The sequence below is a fragment of the Streptomyces sp. iso_384 genome (assembly GCF_056172905.1).
The window spans coordinates 7485890-7501742 of sequence record NZ_JBWBTT010000001.1 but is presented as its reverse complement, the minus strand read 5'-3'; the positions used below and the strand labels follow the sequence as shown (position 1 = coordinate 7501742).

Below are 15853 nucleotides of genomic sequence, written 5' to 3'. Positions count from 1 at the left end.
CTCACCTCTTCCGGAGCAGCGTGCGGATCTCGTGGAGCTCCCCGGCCACGGCGAGCACCGCCCAGACCAGGCGGTCCGAGACGCTCTCGCCCGGGTTGCCGGTGTCCTCGGCGCGCAGCCGGCATTCCTCCGGGGCGGTGGGGCGCGGCGGGCGGCGTTCGGGTGTGGCGTCCATCAGGTGCCTTTCTGCCGTTGGACCAGCTCGCAGTCGGCGCGCAGGTAACGGGGGCCCGACGGCTGGAGGGTGGCGTGAACGGTGAGGGTCTGGCCGCCGCCGCGCAGCTCGTCGCGGCGCTGCACGTCGGCCCCGTCGGCGAGGTAGATGGTGTGGGTGTGCTTGCTGCCTGCCTGCTGGGCGAGCATCCGGTCCGCGGCCGACGGCTGGTCGACCTTGGCCCGGACCTCCCCGACCTGCACCCACGTCGATGTCTGCCCACCGGCCCCGTCCGGTTCGGTGGTCTCGCGCCAGACCTCCAGGACCCGGTTGAGCCACCGGGCGATGCTCACGTCCGGGCCCGGTACAGGCCGAGCGTTTTGGCGTCGGCCGGGGTCAGCTCGATCCCGAGCGCATCGGCAGCCCACGCCTTGGAGTGGTCCCCCAGCGACTCGGACGTGAGCCTCTCGAAGTTGCTCCAGCCGCCGGCCGCCAGGCGCAGGCACAGGCGTTTCACTCCGGCGGGGACGGGGGCGTATCCGGCGGTGTAGGTGACCTCGATCGCCCGGTCGTGGGTGGGCCAGTCACCACCGCGGCGGTGCAGGATCCCGTCCCGGGACCAGGTGAAGTCGGCGTCCTTCCCGAAGGTGAGGTCCTCCCCGCCGCCCTCGTCGTCGGTGAGGGTGACGGAGGCGACGGCGGTGACGGGCCACCTGGGGAGGATCAGGCGCCGGGAGGCGGTGTGCCCCTGGTAGCGGTTGTCGTCCCGGGTGGGCCCGTCCAGGGTGACGGTGTCCTCGGACAGCTCCAGCGGCTGCCCGGTCTCCTCATCGATGACGCCCTGGGCGAGCTCGATGAGGAGCTCGGCCGTCGCCGTATCGTCCTCCGAGAACGACGGCTGCCGCAGGAGGAGGCGGAGGTTCTCGGCGGTGGCGTACGGCATCAGTCGTCGTCCGCGTCGCGGCGCCGCTCGAGCTCGGCGAGGACCAGGGCGCGGATGTCGTCCTTGCGGGTGGCGTCACCGAGGTCGATCTCCTCGGCCGCGGCATAGGTCTTGAGCTGGTCCACGGTCATCTTCTCGACCGGGACGTCATCGCCCTGCCCGCCGGTGACCGGCTCCTGCTCGGCGGGGCCGGCCGCACGGCGGGGCCGCTCGGCGGCCTCGCCGGTGACGGGCTTGCAGTCTCCGGCGGCGATCCGCCGGCGGGCCTCGGCGGCTGAAATGTCGATGATCTGCCCCGGCTGGACGGTTCCGAGGCGGGGGTTGGCCATGAGGCGTTGCATCTCTACGAGCATGGTGCTCCTCCTGCTCTGGTCGGGAAACGCCGCGGGCGCCCAACTGGTGGGCGCCCGGGCGGCGTTACTGGGTGGGGCAGGGTCAGGGCTTGACGCGGCCCTTGCCGCGGATGACGCTCACGCCGAAGGAGGCGTCGCCGGTTCCGGCGTCGGTGGCCACCGCGCGGATGTACCGCTTGATGCCGTGGTAGCCGATGACCGTGACCGTGGTCGCGGTGAGGGTGGCGGGCTCGGTGCCGTCCAGGTCCTCGCTCGCGACCGCGGTGTAGCCGGAGCCGGAGACGTCGGACTCCTGGATCTCGATGCTGAAGGCGGCGTTGGCGACGGCGCCGGTGGTGATGACCACCGCGGCGGCGTCGTAGTTCGCCAGGTCGACCGCCGTCCCCGTCGCCGTGTCCGTACGGGCGGCTGGGGCCAGGGTGGACACGACGCTCAGGCTGTTCTTGATGTCGGTGCGCATGGGTGCTGCTCCGTTCTCTGTGAGGCCTGCGCGGGGCGCGGGTCAGGCGACGACGTCGTTGGACTGCAGGCGGACGAAAGCCTCGGCCAGGACCGGCATGGCGTCGGCCTCCTGGCGGCCGATGAACCCGACCTGGTTCTTCTCGGCGTACAGCTCGTTCAGGCGCTGCACCTCGAAGGAGAGCGCCTCGGCGATCCAGTAGTAGGAGAAGTCGCCGAGCATCCCGACGTAGTCGCCGTCGCCGAACGTGGCCGGGGCGAAGTCGGACATGACGAACGGGAGGTCCAGGATCTTGTCGCCCTGGTCGTCGCTGATCCCGGCCTTCCAGATGTAGTTGCCGTCGCCGTCCTTCAGCTTGCGGACGGAGGCGATCATCATCTTGTTGAACAGCCACCGGGCGTTGCGGTGGTAGCCGCCCTTGAGGGTGTACTTCGCGGTGATCAGGTCGTCCGCCGAGCTTCCCCCGGCACCGTTGACGAAACCGGTTCCCGAGGTGGAGATGTCGAGGTCCCGCGACGTGGGGATGCCGGACGGGGACGGGGTGAAAAGACCCAGCGGCTTCTGGTTGCCGTCGCCGGTCATGTAGGCCTTCTCGGCGGTGACCCCGAACTTGTACTCCATGCGCTGCCGCACGAGCGTCTCGGGGTTGAGGACCGCCGCGCGCAGGAGCTTGCGGCTGAGCTTGACCCGCTTGGCCAGCGGGTGCGGGCGCAGCTCCCGCTTCCCGAACCGGATCCCGTCGTCCTGCGTGCCGGTCTCCAGCTCGCTCGTCCAGTCGGCGTCGTCCAGGTCGGAATCCATCGTCGGGACCCCGAGGGACTCGGCCGTCTTCAGCTGGTGCACGGTCGCCAGGCCGCGCAGGACGACCATGTCGTCCATGCCCTTGAGGAGGTCCTGGACGAACTGCTGCGGGGCGACGAGGAATCCGCCCTCGGGGTCGTGCCCGGCGTTCAGCGCCCGGGCCTGCGCCTCGCTGAGGGCGGACCGGCCGCCGAGCACGTAGGTGCGCAGGGCGCCCATGGCGGCGTCGCCGCCGCGGCCGCCGTTCGGCTTGTCGTCGTCCTCGATGTCGTCGTTGCGGTCGTCGTCCTCGAGGCGCTCGGCCCGCTCGATGGTCTTGTCGACTCCGTCGCGCTCGTCCATCAGCTTGTCGAACTTGGTCTCTTCCTCCGGCGTCATGGAGCGGCCCGCGTCCTCGGCCTCCTGCATGATCGCGCGGGCGTCGGCGCCCAGCTTGGTGCGCTTGGTGCGCAGCTCCCGAATCTTCACGGGTGTCTCCGTTCGATGTGTGGTGCCCCGCGCGGCTGCGCGGCGCGGGGGGTCAGATACCGGCGAGCCGCAGCAGCCGGGCGTTGTCGACGGCGGGCGCCTGGCGCTCGTCGTCCTCGTCGTCACTTCCGCCGGCGCCGTCCAGGAGTTCCTGCAGGGCGTCGCGTGCGTTCGTGACGAGGGTCTTGTTCTTCTTGGACAGGACCGCCCCGGCCCGGGCGCCGACGGCGTCGAGTTCGGCGAGCTTGGACATGACGGCCTGCGCGAACTCGTCCGGCGTCTGCCGCACGTCCAGGCCGCGGATCAGGTCCAGGGCGGAGCGCCCGGATTCCACGATGGCGTTGGGGTCCATCGGCAGCGGGACGGCGGAGACCTCGAAGAGTTCCCAGCCTTCGGGCACTCCGGCGTCGTTGATGTTCCAGACGTCGAACCCGATGCTGAAGGCGTTCAGGAACCGGCCGTGGTATTTGCCCTCCACCTTGACCGCGAAATCGTCGGCCTGGTCGAAGACCACGTTCATCTTCAGCTGGTCGCCGTCGATCCACGTTTTGTCGGATCGGCCGATCGGCAGGCCGTCCCGGCCCCAGTACGAATGCCCGTAGCCGACAACGGGGTTGGACTGGAACCGGCCGAGGTCGGCGCCCTTCATCTGCAGGTCCAGGCCGTCGCCCTTGCGGCCTGCCGTCGCGGCGATGATCCCCAGCGGATCACCCGGCTTCCACGCGCCGTCGGCCCGCTCGACATATCCGCGAGTCCAGTGCTGGGTGCGCTTCATCGGTCCCTCCTGGGTTCGTTGATCTGCCGGTCACGGGGCGGCCCGCCCTGCTGTCGGTCGCGCGGCGGGGCGCTCTGCCGGCGCTGCCCGTCGGGCGGGTCGTCCCTGAGATCGGAGCCCGCCGCCGCGTCGGCGAGGCCTTCGCCGTAGCCGTCGCGCCAGCCGCGCAGGTACTCCACGGATGGGTTGCTCATAGCGGGATCACCTGGCACTGGCAGCCGGCATGCACCGGCGGGTGGAACGTGTCGCGTTTCGCCACGAGCTTCTCTCCGTCCTCGTCGCCGTCGATCTCGTCGCCCTTGGCCACGAACGGGTCCTCGATCTCCCTGATGGAGCCGTCCAGCTTTGTGCAGTACGGGCAGTTTTCTGACCCCCGCGCCACCCACTGGATCCGTGTGACCCCTGCGTCCTTCCACGTCTCCCTGGCCGCGGCGTTCGGGAGCTGGGTCGTCTCCCAGCGGGTGACCTTGTCCGGCTTCTCGTCCTCCCACTTCGCGAGGCGGGCCAGGACGTCGGAGACGATCGCCTCCGGGGTGTCCGCCGACTGGGCTGCGCTGCGCAGCTGCCCGTACGAGGAGGCGACCTGGTAGGCGACGTGGGCCAGGGCGTACGCGCGGGCCCACACGGTGAGGTCGATGTCCTCGTCCTCGGCCCCGACTTCCTCGGCCGCGTCCGCCGCGACGTCGGCAGCGAACACCGTGAACAGCGGGACCCACAGCTCGCCCAGCATCTCGGCCACCGGCCCGTCGGTGGCGTACAGGGCGCTGAGCGCGGTGAGGAATCCGGACAGCGACCGCGTCCGCAGCCTGCCCCGGTCCGGCTCGAGATGCTGGGCCACCAGCGCGGTGACCTTGTCCACCTCGAACGCCACCAGCTCGGCCACGCTGTCGCGGATCTTCGGCCCGTACGCGTCGGCCAGCTTGTCCCGCACCGTGCTGGCCCGCCCGCGCATCAGGCGCGCGCGCCGCATCGCGTTCGACTCCAGCGCCCCGCGCTCCCCGCCGGCGGGGACCATGTTGAGCGGGACCAGGTAGGCGTCGCCGCCCTTCACCGGGTTCATGTTCTCCCGCTCGCGGACGTCGTTCGCGGACAGCCAGCCCCACTGGCGGCCGACTGCGTAGGCGGCGTACCGGGCGGCGGTGTCGCCGCGCAGCAGGGAGTCGACCAGGAACTCGGCGTAGAACGTGGTCCGCTCCTCGGGCAGGAGCAGCTGGGTGAGGACCGCCTGTTCCCATCGCACGAACCAGATGTTCAACGCGCCCTGGATGTAGTCGAGTTGCTGCTGCTCGATGTTGGAGAACGTGGCCCGGTCCAGGTCGCCGATCTTGTGCGGGGGCAGGCGCAGCCACCTCGCCATCTCGGTGACCTGCAACTTCCTCGTCTCGAGGAACTGGGCGTCGTCGTTGGAGATGCCGACCTGCTGGAAGGTCACGCCCTCCTCGAGGATCGCCACCCGGTGCGCCCGGTCGATGCCCTTGTGGATGTTCTCCCAGTCGTCCGCCATCCGGTGGCGTGCCTCCGGGGAGAGGTGCCCCGGATGGGACAGGGCGCCGCCCGGCGCGGCTCCGTTGCTGAAAACCTTCGCGCCGTGGTGCTCGGTGGCGAGGCCGAGGCCGATGGCGTTCGCGGCGAGCGTGACCACCGAGTAGCCGCTCACCCCGTCGAAGCCGAGACCGGCGATGTGGAAAACCTCGTGCGGCAGGAGCGTCACGTGGATGCCGTTGACGTCGTCGTCGTACCGGTAGCGGCGCTCGAACTGGCCGGGACCGGTGCGCTTCACGCCGATGGTGAGGCGGTCGGGGCGCAGCGGCCACATCTCCTCGATGACGCCGGTGCGCTTGTTGCTGACGACGTACGCGACGCCGTTGCCCCACGTGATCGCGTGGCCCATGAGCGTCTCTTTGAACTGGACCGCCGACATCATCGGGTTGGGCTGGTCGTGCAGCAGCGCGTACAGCGGGTGCCCGGTGGCCCGCTGCTTGCCGCGCGGTTCCAGGCGCTCGTAGAGGAACATCGGCAGGGCGCCGAGATCCTCGGCCAGGACCCGCACCCCGGCGAAGAACGGGCTGTAGGTGAGGGCGGTGTCCTGGTCGACGCGGATGCCGGCGGAGTTGTTCGACCCGCCGCGCATCCAGTCCTCCACCCACTTCTCCGGGGTCGCGATCCCGGAGAGCGCGCTGCGCATGAGACCCATCTCAGGCTCCCTTCTGCAGCTGCTGGTCCGGGGTCCTGGCCGCTCTGTTCGCGCCGTGCGCACCGGCGGCGCTGACGGCCAGGAGCGCCGCCCCGGTGACGGTGATGCCGAGCCACGGCGCGAGGAGGAACAGGCCGAGGCCGATGAGGGTGACGCCGAGCAGGGCCAGGACGTCCCAGCGGTCCACGGGGTCCACGGGTCTCCCTTCGGATTACCCGGTCATGCCCCGGGTTTCGTAGATGGACGGGGGTGGCAGGCCGCGCATCCCGCCGTCGATGGCGAACAGCAGGCTCGGCATGCCGTCGATGCGTTTGCCGGTCTTCCCGCGGTCGGGCTTCACCGGCCGGATGCGGTCCGGGTCGTCTCGAGGGCTCTTGCACTCGAGGTTGTCGGCCATCCACCGGGCGACCGGGTTGCCGTAGTGGGCGTACTCCCGGGCCTTCAGCCCACGCATGAACTCCGCCATCGGCGGCGTCATCTTCGTGTACGTGGTGTCGGACTCGATCATCTTCAGCCGAGTCCGCTTGACGATCTCCTGGCGGACCGGTTCACCGCACCATTTGTCGTACGTGACGTCCACGATCGAGTAGAGGTGGTGGTCGGTTTCGACGTCGTCGTAGATCGTGTCGTAGTCGATCGTGTCGCCGTCGGTGAGCGTGATCCACCCGTCGGCAGCCCACTCGGAGAACTTCCCGCCGGTGTAGTCGTCCAGCTGGTCGGCGGTGGACTCCGGTGCCCAGAACCGCCACGTCATCGACCCATCGGGGAAGAGCAGCGACCAGGCGGTGAGGTCCAGTTTCGAGGAGAGGTCCAGTCCTCCCCAGCAGCGCTGGCCCTCGAGTCGGCTCGTGATCCACCCCGGGGCCGGGGCGATCTCCCTCGCGTTCATGTCCCACAGGTCCATCGGGATCCAGCGGGTGATCTGGGAGACCCGCTGGTTGAGACGGAACTGCCTGAAACCGTTCTCCGCGGAGTGGTTCTGGCGGGCCTCTTCGGCCTCCTCGCGCAGCGACTGGATGGACAGGAAGCTCCCCAACGCTGGGTTGGCCCAGTGCCAGTTCGCCTCGTCCCACGGGTCGATGCTGACCGGGAGCTCCGGCCGCGCGGGGAACAGCCGCCAGAGCCGCTCGAGCTCATCGACCGTGCGCGGCATCTTCCGCACGTAGGCGAAGTGGTGCGGCGCCCGGGCCGGGTCCTCCATGACCCGGTCGGCCTCGTCAATGAACTCCGCACCGAAGCTGACCTGATCGGACGTCTCGGTGGTGATGGCGATCATCAGCGGCTGCGTGCGCGCGCCGGCCGCCGTACGCATCGCCTTCCACAGGCTGTCGTCCGGCTGTGAGAGGACCTCGTCCAGGATGAAGCAGTGCGGGCTGTGACCGAGCTCGTTGTCCGCGTCGGCGGGGATGACCTCGTAGTGCGACCCGGTCTGCTCGTCCACCAGGCGCCGCTGGTTCTTGATGTGGTCCAGCCGCGCCGCGAGGATCGGCGACTTCCGCACCATCTTGGTGCAGGGCTCGAACACCTTCCCGGCCTGGCGGGTGTTGGCGGCCGCGCCGTAGATTTCGGCGGACTCCTCGCCGTCCCCGACCAGCATGTACAGCGCGATGCCGGAGAGCAGGGCGGACTTGCCGTTCTTGCGGGCCATGACGATCGTGGCCCGGGTGTAGCGGCGGACGTACCGCCCCCACTGCCCCGACCAGTGAACCTCTCCGAAGAGGGGCCGGATGATCTCGTGTTCCTGCCACGGCGACAGCTCGAACCGTGTGTTGGCGAGCGCGCCGGCGGGGTGGACGAGGAGCTCGGCGAAGAACCGGACGACCCGGGTGGCGCGCGGCTCGCAGTAGTGCGCGCCGACCCGCTCGCAGGTGAGGCCGTCCAGGGTGTAGCCGCAGCGCCCGCCCTTGCGCGAGCGCGGCCGCCACCGCTTGGTGTGGTCGATCCGCAGCGCCCGCGCCCGCCGGCGGCCGGGCGGGCGCGTCGCAGCCTTCGACCTCGAGGGCCTGGCCGTGGTCCGCGCAGCCATGACCACCCCCGGACGGTCAGGACAGCAGCCGCTCCGCCCCGCCCGCGTTCTTCGGTGGGGCGATCTTCAGCTGGCTGCGGTCGGACGGAGTGAGACCGAACCGGGCCCCGTACCGCTGGACCTGAGCGTCGGCGGCGTCCAGCGCCAGGAGCCACGGGTTCTTGCCCTGGCGGTGGCCCGTCAGCTCGCCGTTCTTGTTGAACACCGGGAGCTCCACCACCGCGCCCTCCTCGGCGATGTGCTCGGCGGCGTCGCGCCGGCGGACCACCGCGTCGCACCAGTTCGCGTAGGCCTCGGTGTCCCACGCGGTCAGGACACCCTTGCCGATCAGGTCGTCGGCGAGCTGCTCCCAGACCTGGACCGCGTCTTCGCTCAGCCACTCCGGGGGTTCGATGTCCAGCTCGGAGGGCTGCGGCTCGTCGGTGTTGATCCGGTCCTTGCGGTCGCCGTGCAGTACCCGCAGGGCGGTCGGCTTCCCGGCCGGTCCACGCTGCCCCATGATCACCTCCGGTCACGATCGGTTACGGCGGGGGCCCCGGTACGGCGGATCCGAAAACCTGTCAGCGCGAGAGAGGGCTCCCCCCCGCGTTCCGCGGGTCCCCGGGCCAGGGATTTGAGCCCCCCTCCCCGGTGACGCTCAGTATTCCGGGCCGGGGCGATTCCATCCGCCTGGCTGATGCTTCGCGGTCTCGGAGGAGTGGCACGAGTGGCACAGGCCGCGGCCGCGCCTCGGGTCGTGCTCGTCCAGGTCGCGCGCCACCAGCTCGCGCTTCGACAGCGGCCAGTGGTCCGCGTGCACCGCCGGCACCTTCCGGCAGAGCACGCACGTGGTGTCGCGCTCCAGCACACCAGCACGGAACCGCTGCTCGTGCTCGCGTCCGTAGCCCTGCGCAGAGGCGGAGGGGCGGGGCCGGGGGCGGGCGCACCGGGGGCACTTGGCCGATCCAGGGGTGGGGGTGCCGGAGCAGCCCCCCGTGGTGCACCTCTTGGGTGCTCGGCTCGGCATGCTCGCCTCCCGCATCAGTCGAACGGGATGCTGACCACGGTGGTGGCTGCGTCTTCTCCGTAACGGATCTTGTGGCCGTCGGGGCTCTTCAGGTAGAGCGTGGCGGTCATCTCGGCGATCCCCAGGCTGATGTCCCTGACGTCGCGGGGGTCGAGGCCAAGGAGGCGGCAGATGTCCCGCAGGGTGTCCCGGGTGATGTGGTCGGGCACGGGCGGGAGTTGCACGCTGATGGACGTGGCCATGGGTGCCTCCTGGCGTGCCGAGGCCCGGCGGCACGGTGTGCGCGGCCGGGCCTGGTGGTGTGTGGTCAGCGGCAGTCGTCGTACACGAGGTAGTCGTCGCCTTCGCAGAGGCTGTCGCTGTATCCGGGATCCCTGATGGTGGGAACGGTAGGGGCGGGTGTGTCCTCGGCGTCGTCAGAACTGCTGGCGCAGCTCCCGATGATGACGAGGATCAGCAGGAGGAACAGCGGGATGGCGCAGCACGGGTAGGTCTTCTGTGGCTCGCTCATGTTCGCCTCAGAAGTCGGGGCAGAGGTTCTGGTGTACGGCGGCCAGGATCTCGGCGCCGGTCTCCGGGTTGGCGATCTCCGGGAGGCGTGTGTCGATGGTGAAGCGGCTGAGGGTTTGCTTCACCAGCTCTACCTGCTTGTCCTCGTTGCCGCTGGCTCCCTTGATGGAGCTGCACTGGTTGAGGCCTCGGCTTACGGCCTTGTCTTCCTTGCCGTCCACGATGCGCCGGTCGATGGCGTCTAGGGCTTCGAGGAACTTGTAACGGTCCGTGGCGTTGGGCTCGGGTGCAAGGCCGGCGGCTGCGCGGGCGCTGGCGCGCTGCTCCTCGGTGAGTGATGGTGGGGCGCTGGGCATGGCGGTGGTGTCGTCCTCGCCGCAGGCGGTGAGTGTCAGGAGCAGGCCGGCCGCAATGAGTGCGGCAGTGGTGGTTCTGGTGCGCATGGTCCCCCCAGGGATGAACGTGATGAGGGGGACATCATCGGGCAGGAGCGGTGCTCGTGTCCGGGATACGACAAAGCCTTCGGGGCCGGTGGGCTTTGCGGGGGCATGGGTCACTCTGGGCTTTCAGCGTGGCGGCGAGGGGGCTGTGGGGGCGCCCGTTGCGCGGGTTGCCGGCAACGGGCGCTCACCTCCTGTGATCAGGGTGTGCGGTCGTTGGTGACGTCCTTGATGGCTTGATCCATTTCGGCGTCGGTGAGGTCGCCGCAGACGTCCACGCCGCCGGCTGCGTCGATGGCGCCGGAGCTGACGAGCTCGGTTTCGATCCAGGCCCGGCAGTCAGCTGAGGGCTGTCCGGCGACGTCCTCGGTGGTGTCCTCGGGGGTGTCGCCGAAGAACTCTGCTGTCTTGTCCTTGGTGATCTCGCCAGCGAGGCGCTCAAGCGTCTTGTCGTCGACTCCGTCGCATGCGGCGGGCCGTTTGCCGTCCACGGCTTCTTCGCCGGCGGCCATGGCTTGGTCGACCTGCTTGACCATGGCGGTCTTGCAGGCGGCGATGTCGGGCTTCGGGTCGGGTTCGCTGCTGCACCCGGTGAGGGCGAGCAGGGCGGCCACCGTGGCGGTGGTGAGGGTGGTTCTGGTGCGCATGGTCCCCCCAGGACTTTGCGTGGCGTGAGGGGCCATCATCGGGCACTGGGGGTGCCGCTGCCCGGGGTTTAGGCCGTGGGGCTCACCTCCGGACACGGCGAAGCCCCCGGGACCGGTGGCCGCTGCGGGGGCTTGTGGGCATGCGTGTTGTGCTCAAATCGTGGCGCATGGAAGGCCGCAGGTCAAGCGGCCTTGACGGTGCGCTGGTTGTTGCGTGTGGGCTTGGCGGCGTATCGGGCTGCTTCGACGTCGGTCAGGCGGTAGATCGGGCGCTTGGGGCTGCCGCCGCAGCGGGTGAGGAGGCCGCGGCGTACCCAGTCGCGGATGGTGGCGGGCTGGACGCCGGCGGAGAGAGCGGCGAGGCGGGTGGTGAGGGTGCCGATGGGCGGGCGCTGGTACTCCATGAGCCCAGTGTGCCGGGTTGACCATGTTGCGCATCTCCGCAACATGGTCGGGCCCCGGTCGTCGTGGTGACGGCCGGGGCCCGGGTGTAGCTACACCTCCAGGAGCTGGAGGACCTTACAGACCTTCGGGTTGAGGGTCAGTGGCCGTGGGGCGGGTACCACCAGCCGCAGACCGCGCAGTAGACGTCGTTGCGGAGGGTGGCGAGGAGCGTCCGGAGCATCAGAGGGCCTTCTCTCGGGTGGGCTCTTCGGTGGAAGAGGGGGCCCTCTCCGGCTGCTCTTCGGGGGTAGAGCAGGCGGTCTCACCTGCGTCTTCGCCCTTGGAGAGGGGTTGGTCTTCCCGAGAGGGGAGGGGGGCGGCCAGGTCGGCGAGGCGGATACCGGAGCGGCCCTTAACTTCGCCGATGGTGAGGCTGCGGGTGATGGGAATGTCGAGCTCTGTGAGCGCCCCGCGGAGGGCGGTGTCGTCGTGGTGGCCCATGCCGGGGAGGAGGCGCATCGTGGGGTACAGCTCGTAGAGGTGGATGCCGGGGCGGTCGCCGATGGTCTCGGTGAGCCACTGGACGATGGACGCGCGGGGGTCGGCCGGGGGCTCGGCGAGGGCGGGGGCAGAGGGCTTCGGGGCAGCCCGCCAGGCGGCGGCGATCCAGGCGACGGCGAGGATCCACAGAACGGCGGGGCTGCGGTCGATGGTCTGCCACAGGACGTAGCCGGCGGCGGCGAGGACCGCGGACCGGGCGGCGGTCGACTTCGCCTCGCCCTTCTCGCTGACCCAGCCGACGAGGTGGGCGGCCTGGCGGCGGTGCCCGGTGACGAGACGGCGCGCTGCGCGCTGGAGCGGGGTCATCAGAGGATCCCGAGGAGGTTGTTCCCGGCCTCGTTGACGAGGGGGATGAGGGCGATGGCGACGCTTCCGGCGATGCCGGGGCTCATGCCGAGGGTGGCTCCGGCGACGCCGCCGAAGGCGAGGGGCTTTCGGCTGGTGTCCTTGATCTTCTTCCAGAGGGCGAAGAGGGACACGAACGCGGCGAGGACGATGATCGCGCCGCCGGGTGTGAGGGCGGGGACTCCTGCGGTGCCGACGGTCTGGGTGGCGGCTCCGGTGGCTCCGGTGATGACTTTGTCGCCTGCCATGTTGCTGAGGTTGCGGACCCATCCGGCGACGGTGCCGAGGAGTCCGCCGGCGCAGGACGCGGCGAGGATGCCGAGGGCGATGCCGGAGGCGAGGGGGCTGAGGCTGCGCCAGTCTTTGCCGGTCTTGACCGCCTTCTGGGCGTTCCACCAGCGGAGCAGGTACCAGACGAGGACGGCGAGGCCGATGGCGAGGCCGCCGACGGACAGTGCGGTGTTCACGTGGTCGCTCCAGTCATGAGGCGCAGGACGGTGTTGAGCCAGGGGAGGGTGAGGATCGATCCGGCGATGGCGGCGAAGAGGAGGACCCGGCTGACCCAGGTGTCGCGGGTGTGGTTGATGTACGCGGTGGTGGCGAGGACGGCGATGTCGATGGTCCAGGCGCCGCTGGGGTGGCCGGTGTTGACCATGTCGGTGAGGAGGGTTCCGGCGCCGGTGGCGAGGCTGTAGCCCTCGTAGAGGGGGGCGAGCGCGGCCCCGACGGCGGTGAGGTTCCACACGGGCCGGGCGTTGGTGAACCACCGGGTCTTGGCCGAGGCGTGCTCGGCGGCGGGGTGGGTCTGCTCGTAGACAGGGGGCGGTGCGTAGGCGGGCGGGTAGTTCGGCGGCGGCACGTACTGGGGGCTGGTCATGACCGGCCCCCGTCGACGACGTGGCGGCGGAGCTCGGTGGCGTCGCGGCGAGACAGCCCGTACTCGTCGCGGAGCCGCTCGATGGTCACCGGGCGGCCGGTGTCCCTGACCAGCTCCCGGTTGAGCGCGCGGGCTTGTTTTCGCAGTTCGGACGGGGTGATGGTGACCGGGACGGTGACCACTTGCCGCACCTCGTCGGCGGGTACGGCGGCGGTCATCTTGCGGACCGCGACGGTGGCACCGGGGCCCCCGGCGGTGGGCCAGGCGATGGGGCGGAAGGCCTCGACGGTGACCGGCCGGGTGACCACCTGCCCGGCGGCGGCGAGTCGTTCGAGGGTGACCGTCGGCGGCTCGGCCGGTACGGGTGGTGCCTCGGGGGTGGTCACCTTGGTGGAGACGATCGGGAGCGGTCGAATCCCTGCGGGCACCACCTCGGGCGCCGGCCGGGCGGCCGGCACAGCGGGCGGCGGGGTGGTCACCGTGACCGGCTCGGCCGCCGGTTCGCTGAGCCGGTGGACCCGCCACAGGACGAGCGGGGCGATGGCGGACACGGCGACGACGAGCGGCCAGTCGACGGGCAGCAGCCCGGCGGACACGAGGTGGCTGGCCGCGTTCACCGCGACGAGGGCGGCCACGACGATCAGGACGTCGCGCTTGGCCCGCAGCGCGCGGATGGCGTAGATGTCGAGGGCTGCCGGGACGCCGGCGGCCACGTACTTCCCGAACCCGCAGGCGCGGGCCAGGTCGTACTCGGCGGACGCGAGGACCACCAGGACGGCGGCGAGGGCGCCCCAGACGAGCGGGTCCTTTTTCACTGGCCCTCACCGGCCTTGAGGATGTGGAGCCAGTCGGCGAGGCGTCGCAGCTGCGCGGCCGCAGTCTCGTAGTCGGCGGCCAGCTCGCGCACGGCGCCGGGGTCGAGGGTGATGGCGAGCGCGGTCTGCTCGACGAACAGGCCGGTCTCGCGCGGCCCGTTGCCGTGCGGGTACTGGGAGACGAGGGCGATGCCAACGGGGTCGCCGGGCTGGCCGAGCGGGTGCTCGACGCTGCGGTGGCCGAGGTCGACCAGGGCGTCGACCGGCTGCCCGGCGTGGCCGACACACCACGAGGGCTCTTCGACGGTGACCGGGCCGCGGTCGGAGGTGGGCACCGTGACGGTGCGCGGGGTGCTCATCGGCTGGCCTCCTGGTCGAGGGCGGCGACGAGCTGGCGGAGGCGCATCTCCAGGCCGACGGCGGCGCGGATCATTTCGTCGTGGTCGTGGATGTTCGCGTTGGCCTTCTCCGCGAGGACCCGGCGGGCCTGAGCGAGGGCCGCGTCGAGGGACGGCACCCACGGGAGGTCGTCGGCCGGGTCGAACAGCGGGGCGTGCAGCGCGCTGGTGTCGACGCTCATCCGGCGCTCACCCCGCGGGCGACGAGGCGGAGGAGCGCGGCGTACCCGGCCCTGGTCTGGCCGTGGCGGACGCGGGGGGCGGCGGCGAGGAGGTCCTGCTCGGCGGCGAACGCCTTCTCGGTGGGGCCGTGCAGCTGCTCGGCGAAGACCAGGGCGCGGGCCAGGCGGATCTCTTCGCGCATCTCGGCGTCGGGCCGCTGGGTGTCGAGGGTGTCGGCGAACTGGCCGAGGAGGAGCACGGTGTCGTCGCTGAGGACGAGGGGCGTGGTCATCGGGCGCCGCCGGTGGGGCGGATGGTGCCGGTGACGCCGGCCTCGGTGGCGCGCACCGTGGTGGTGCGGCCGCCGTGGCGGCTGATGGTGCCGACGGCGATCAGACGCCGGTCGGGCGGGGTGCCACCCACCCCGCTGCCGTATGGCAATGCAATACGATCGACGGTGTCCATGACGAGGCCTTATCTCGTTCGTGGGAAGTGCCGGGGCGCTGATACGCCTCGGTGCGTCAGGGAGTCGGTCGACGCGCGCGCCCCTCCGGTGTTCGAGCACCGGGGGGAGCTGTTGGCCGGCTCCCGCTCTGCGTTATGGGGTTGTGGTGGGGCCCTTTCGAGTGGGCCCGTTCTTCTTGATCGCCTGGTCGACGGTGGTCCAGCCCTTGCCGAGGTCCTTGGCGACTGCGTAGACGCTTCCGAGTTCGGCGACGCCCTCGGCGAGAGCTGCCGCCCTTCGTTTGGCTGCGGCGTTCACCTTGGTCTGGAGCTGTTCGAGCAGCTCTTCCTCCAGGCGAACCCGTTCCCGCCAGGGTTTCGCTTCCATCCCCCGGACCGTATCACTGGGGGGCAGTGATAGTCCAGCTTCAGGCCGCATCGCGGGCCTTCGTGTCCTCGTCGATCCACGTCTTCAACTGCGCCCACACGTAGGGCGGGTAGCAGTTACCGCACCACTCGCACCGCACCGCCTTCTCCCCAGGCTTCAGGCGCAGCGCTGCCCCGCACAGGGCGCCGGACGGGTCGACCGCCGGGCAGTTCCCGATGCGCTCGCCGCGCTCGGGCGCGGGCGGCCGGATCATCGACGAGACCGAGCGGGCAAGGTCCCGGATCTCCCCGGCGAACTCGCCGGCCTCCGGCCACGACACGGCGATCCACGGCATGTGGCCGAGCAGCTCGCCGCACGCCCGGTCGACACGGCCCTCGGGGCTCCCGGTGTGCGCGGGCTCGGGCCGGCCGCGGTCGTGGCGGACGGCGTCGACCCAGGACTCCAGTAGCCCGGCCATGCCGCCGGGGCCACGGACGTCGAGGACGTCGAGCGAGACGGGGATCGGCGCGGGGCCGCCCTTGCCGGAGCGGCCCTGGCCGACGCCGCCGGCCGGGGCGAGGAGCGCGCCGAGGCCGCGGTACAGGACGGGCAGACCCTCCAGGCGGACGCGGGTGGCCTTGGTGCAGCCGGGGCAGAGGTAGCTGCCGGTCTCGTCGGGCTGCTCGCACAGCAGGCAGGTGGTGGGCATCGCTCGTCTCCTCG

The 15853-nt window shown here is 70.9% G+C and carries 28 protein-coding genes; all 28 read right to left on the bottom strand.

All coding sequences use genetic code 11. From position 1 onward, the window contains the following. Position 1 precedes the first annotated feature (1 nt). Complete coding sequence (locus AC0VY3_RS33905) at positions 2-175, bottom strand: hypothetical protein (RefSeq protein ID WP_475551399.1); 174 nt, start codon at positions 173-175, stop codon at positions 2-4. Next, positions 175-507: a phage head closure protein gene (locus AC0VY3_RS33900; RefSeq protein WP_475551398.1), complete on the bottom strand. Its 333-nt coding sequence runs from the start codon at positions 505-507 to the stop codon at positions 175-177. Before AC0VY3_RS33900 ends, AC0VY3_RS33905 begins: the two co-directional genes overlap by 1 nt. Next, entirely contained in the window at positions 504-1097 is a 594-nt protein-coding gene (locus tag AC0VY3_RS33895) for a hypothetical protein (protein ID WP_475551397.1), read from the bottom strand. The genes AC0VY3_RS33900 and AC0VY3_RS33895 overlap by 4 nt, the downstream gene beginning before the upstream one ends. Then, positions 1097-1450, bottom strand: coding sequence for a hypothetical protein (locus tag AC0VY3_RS33890; RefSeq protein ID WP_475551396.1), 354 nt, complete (start codon positions 1448-1450; stop codon positions 1097-1099). Before AC0VY3_RS33890 ends, AC0VY3_RS33895 begins: the two co-directional genes overlap by 1 nt. 82 nt (positions 1451-1532) lie before the next feature. Continuing rightward, positions 1533-1910 carry a hypothetical protein gene (locus AC0VY3_RS33885; protein ID WP_475551395.1) on the bottom strand — a complete coding sequence of 126 codons (378 nt, stop codon included), beginning with the start codon at positions 1908-1910 and terminating at the stop codon, positions 1533-1535. A 42-nt stretch (positions 1911-1952) separates the two neighbouring features. Then, positions 1953-3179, bottom strand: coding sequence for a phage major capsid protein (locus AC0VY3_RS33880; protein ID WP_475551394.1), 1227 nt, complete (start codon positions 3177-3179; stop codon positions 1953-1955). 52 nt (positions 3180-3231) lie between these two features. Then, complete coding sequence (locus tag AC0VY3_RS33875; protein ID WP_201106598.1) at positions 3232-3954, bottom strand: HK97 family phage prohead protease; 723 nt, start codon at positions 3952-3954, stop codon at positions 3232-3234. Then, positions 3951-4148: a hypothetical protein gene (locus AC0VY3_RS33870; protein WP_475551393.1), complete on the bottom strand. Its 198-nt coding sequence runs from the start codon at positions 4146-4148 to the stop codon at positions 3951-3953. The genes AC0VY3_RS33875 and AC0VY3_RS33870 overlap by 4 nt, the downstream gene beginning before the upstream one ends. Further along, positions 4145-6148 carry a phage portal protein gene (locus AC0VY3_RS33865; RefSeq protein ID WP_475551392.1) on the bottom strand — a complete coding sequence of 668 codons (2004 nt, stop codon included), beginning with the start codon at positions 6146-6148 and terminating at the stop codon, positions 4145-4147. Before AC0VY3_RS33865 ends, AC0VY3_RS33870 begins: the two co-directional genes overlap by 4 nt. Position 6149: 1 nt before the next feature. Next, positions 6150-6344 carry a hypothetical protein gene (locus tag AC0VY3_RS33860; protein ID WP_475551391.1) on the bottom strand — a complete coding sequence of 65 codons (195 nt, stop codon included), beginning with the start codon at positions 6342-6344 and terminating at the stop codon, positions 6150-6152. 15 nt (positions 6345-6359) lie between these two features. Next, positions 6360-8174: a terminase large subunit gene (locus AC0VY3_RS33855; protein ID WP_475551390.1), complete on the bottom strand. Its 1815-nt coding sequence runs from the start codon at positions 8172-8174 to the stop codon at positions 6360-6362. Positions 8175-8190: 16 nt separating this feature from the next. Beyond that, a complete protein-coding gene (locus tag AC0VY3_RS33850; protein WP_475551389.1) occupies positions 8191-8673 on the bottom strand; it encodes a phage terminase small subunit P27 family in 483 nt (160 codons plus the stop codon). 138 nt (positions 8674-8811) lie between these two features. After that, on the bottom strand, positions 8812-9021 hold the full coding sequence (locus AC0VY3_RS33845) for a hypothetical protein (protein WP_475551388.1): 210 nt from the start codon (positions 9019-9021) through the stop codon (positions 8812-8814). A 173-nt stretch (positions 9022-9194) separates the two neighbouring features. Continuing rightward, entirely contained in the window at positions 9195-9422 is a 228-nt protein-coding gene (locus tag AC0VY3_RS33840) for a hypothetical protein (protein ID WP_475551387.1), read from the bottom strand. A gap of 65 nt (positions 9423-9487) precedes the next feature. After that, positions 9488-9691: a hypothetical protein gene (locus AC0VY3_RS33835; RefSeq protein ID WP_475551386.1), complete on the bottom strand. Its 204-nt coding sequence runs from the start codon at positions 9689-9691 to the stop codon at positions 9488-9490. A gap of 7 nt (positions 9692-9698) precedes the next feature. Next, on the bottom strand, positions 9699-10133 hold the full coding sequence (locus tag AC0VY3_RS33830; protein ID WP_475551385.1) for a hypothetical protein: 435 nt from the start codon (positions 10131-10133) through the stop codon (positions 9699-9701). 197 nt (positions 10134-10330) lie between these two features. Continuing rightward, positions 10331-10777, bottom strand: coding sequence for a hypothetical protein (locus AC0VY3_RS33825; RefSeq protein ID WP_475551384.1), 447 nt, complete (start codon positions 10775-10777; stop codon positions 10331-10333). A 182-nt stretch (positions 10778-10959) separates the two neighbouring features. Continuing rightward, on the bottom strand, positions 10960-11181 hold the full coding sequence (locus AC0VY3_RS33820) for a hypothetical protein (protein WP_475551383.1): 222 nt from the start codon (positions 11179-11181) through the stop codon (positions 10960-10962). Between the two features lie 220 nt (positions 11182-11401). Then, a complete protein-coding gene (locus tag AC0VY3_RS33815) occupies positions 11402-12028 on the bottom strand; it encodes a hypothetical protein (RefSeq protein ID WP_475551382.1) in 627 nt (208 codons plus the stop codon). After that, positions 12028-12534 carry a hypothetical protein gene (locus tag AC0VY3_RS33810; protein WP_475551381.1) on the bottom strand — a complete coding sequence of 169 codons (507 nt, stop codon included), beginning with the start codon at positions 12532-12534 and terminating at the stop codon, positions 12028-12030. The genes AC0VY3_RS33815 and AC0VY3_RS33810 overlap by 1 nt, the downstream gene beginning before the upstream one ends. Next, on the bottom strand, positions 12531-12944 hold the full coding sequence (locus tag AC0VY3_RS33805) for a hypothetical protein (protein ID WP_475551380.1): 414 nt from the start codon (positions 12942-12944) through the stop codon (positions 12531-12533). Before AC0VY3_RS33805 ends, AC0VY3_RS33810 begins: the two co-directional genes overlap by 4 nt. After that, positions 12941-13759: a DUF2637 domain-containing protein gene (locus AC0VY3_RS33800; RefSeq protein WP_475551379.1), complete on the bottom strand. Its 819-nt coding sequence runs from the start codon at positions 13757-13759 to the stop codon at positions 12941-12943. The genes AC0VY3_RS33805 and AC0VY3_RS33800 overlap by 4 nt, the downstream gene beginning before the upstream one ends. Continuing rightward, positions 13756-14118 carry a DUF6907 domain-containing protein gene (locus tag AC0VY3_RS33795; protein WP_475551378.1) on the bottom strand — a complete coding sequence of 121 codons (363 nt, stop codon included), beginning with the start codon at positions 14116-14118 and terminating at the stop codon, positions 13756-13758. Before AC0VY3_RS33795 ends, AC0VY3_RS33800 begins: the two co-directional genes overlap by 4 nt. Further along, on the bottom strand, positions 14115-14339 hold the full coding sequence (locus AC0VY3_RS33790) for a hypothetical protein (RefSeq protein ID WP_475551377.1): 225 nt from the start codon (positions 14337-14339) through the stop codon (positions 14115-14117). The genes AC0VY3_RS33795 and AC0VY3_RS33790 overlap by 4 nt, the downstream gene beginning before the upstream one ends. Then, positions 14336-14611, bottom strand: coding sequence for a hypothetical protein (locus AC0VY3_RS33785; protein ID WP_475551376.1), 276 nt, complete (start codon positions 14609-14611; stop codon positions 14336-14338). The genes AC0VY3_RS33790 and AC0VY3_RS33785 overlap by 4 nt, the downstream gene beginning before the upstream one ends. Next, complete coding sequence (locus tag AC0VY3_RS33780; RefSeq protein ID WP_475551375.1) at positions 14608-14784, bottom strand: hypothetical protein; 177 nt, start codon at positions 14782-14784, stop codon at positions 14608-14610. The genes AC0VY3_RS33785 and AC0VY3_RS33780 overlap by 4 nt, the downstream gene beginning before the upstream one ends. A gap of 133 nt (positions 14785-14917) precedes the next feature. Next, positions 14918-15151, bottom strand: a complete 234-nt coding sequence (locus AC0VY3_RS33775; RefSeq protein ID WP_248584684.1) for a hypothetical protein — start codon at positions 15149-15151, stop codon at positions 14918-14920. Positions 15152-15191: 40 nt separating this feature from the next. Beyond that, positions 15192-15839, bottom strand: coding sequence for a hypothetical protein (locus tag AC0VY3_RS33770; RefSeq protein WP_475551374.1), 648 nt, complete (start codon positions 15837-15839; stop codon positions 15192-15194). Between the last annotated feature and the right edge of the window lie 14 nt (positions 15840-15853).

Coding starts and splice junctions, on each gene's coding strand:
- AC0VY3_RS33905 (WP_475551399.1), bottom strand. CDS start 175: ATGGACGCCACACCCGAACGCCGCCCGCCGCGCCCCACCGCCCCGGAG.
- AC0VY3_RS33895 (WP_475551397.1), bottom strand. CDS start 1,097: ATGCCGTACGCCACCGCCGAGAACCTCCGCCTCCTCCTGCGGCAGCCG.
- AC0VY3_RS33890 (WP_475551396.1), bottom strand. CDS start 1,450: ATGCTCGTAGAGATGCAACGCCTCATGGCCAACCCCCGCCTCGGAACC.
- AC0VY3_RS33885 (WP_475551395.1), bottom strand. CDS start 1,910: ATGCGCACCGACATCAAGAACAGCCTGAGCGTCGTGTCCACCCTGGCC.
- AC0VY3_RS33875 (WP_201106598.1), bottom strand. CDS start 3,954: ATGAAGCGCACCCAGCACTGGACTCGCGGATATGTCGAGCGGGCCGAC.
- AC0VY3_RS33870 (WP_475551393.1), bottom strand. CDS start 4,148: ATGAGCAACCCATCCGTGGAGTACCTGCGCGGCTGGCGCGACGGCTAC.
- AC0VY3_RS33865 (WP_475551392.1), bottom strand. CDS start 6,148: ATGGGTCTCATGCGCAGCGCGCTCTCCGGGATCGCGACCCCGGAGAAG.
- AC0VY3_RS33855 (WP_475551390.1), bottom strand. CDS start 8,174: ATGGCTGCGCGGACCACGGCCAGGCCCTCGAGGTCGAAGGCTGCGACG.
- AC0VY3_RS33850 (WP_475551389.1), bottom strand. CDS start 8,673: ATGGGGCAGCGTGGACCGGCCGGGAAGCCGACCGCCCTGCGGGTACTG.
- AC0VY3_RS33840 (WP_475551387.1), bottom strand. CDS start 9,422: ATGGCCACGTCCATCAGCGTGCAACTCCCGCCCGTGCCCGACCACATC.
- AC0VY3_RS33835 (WP_475551386.1), bottom strand. CDS start 9,691: ATGAGCGAGCCACAGAAGACCTACCCGTGCTGCGCCATCCCGCTGTTC.
- AC0VY3_RS33830 (WP_475551385.1), bottom strand. CDS start 10,133: ATGCGCACCAGAACCACCACTGCCGCACTCATTGCGGCCGGCCTGCTC.
- AC0VY3_RS33825 (WP_475551384.1), bottom strand. CDS start 10,777: ATGCGCACCAGAACCACCCTCACCACCGCCACGGTGGCCGCCCTGCTC.
- AC0VY3_RS33820 (WP_475551383.1), bottom strand. CDS start 11,181: ATGGAGTACCAGCGCCCGCCCATCGGCACCCTCACCACCCGCCTCGCC.
- AC0VY3_RS33815 (WP_475551382.1), bottom strand. CDS start 12,028: ATGACCCCGCTCCAGCGCGCAGCGCGCCGTCTCGTCACCGGGCACCGC.
- AC0VY3_RS33805 (WP_475551380.1), bottom strand. CDS start 12,944: ATGACCAGCCCCCAGTACGTGCCGCCGCCGAACTACCCGCCCGCCTAC.
- AC0VY3_RS33795 (WP_475551378.1), bottom strand. CDS start 14,118: ATGAGCACCCCGCGCACCGTCACGGTGCCCACCTCCGACCGCGGCCCG.
- AC0VY3_RS33790 (WP_475551377.1), bottom strand. CDS start 14,339: ATGAGCGTCGACACCAGCGCGCTGCACGCCCCGCTGTTCGACCCGGCC.
- AC0VY3_RS33785 (WP_475551376.1), bottom strand. CDS start 14,611: ATGACCACGCCCCTCGTCCTCAGCGACGACACCGTGCTCCTCCTCGGC.
- AC0VY3_RS33780 (WP_475551375.1), bottom strand. CDS start 14,784: ATGGACACCGTCGATCGTATTGCATTGCCATACGGCAGCGGGGTGGGT.
- AC0VY3_RS33775 (WP_248584684.1), bottom strand. CDS start 15,151: ATGGAAGCGAAACCCTGGCGGGAACGGGTTCGCCTGGAGGAAGAGCTG.
- AC0VY3_RS33770 (WP_475551374.1), bottom strand. CDS start 15,839: ATGCCCACCACCTGCCTGCTGTGCGAGCAGCCCGACGAGACCGGCAGC.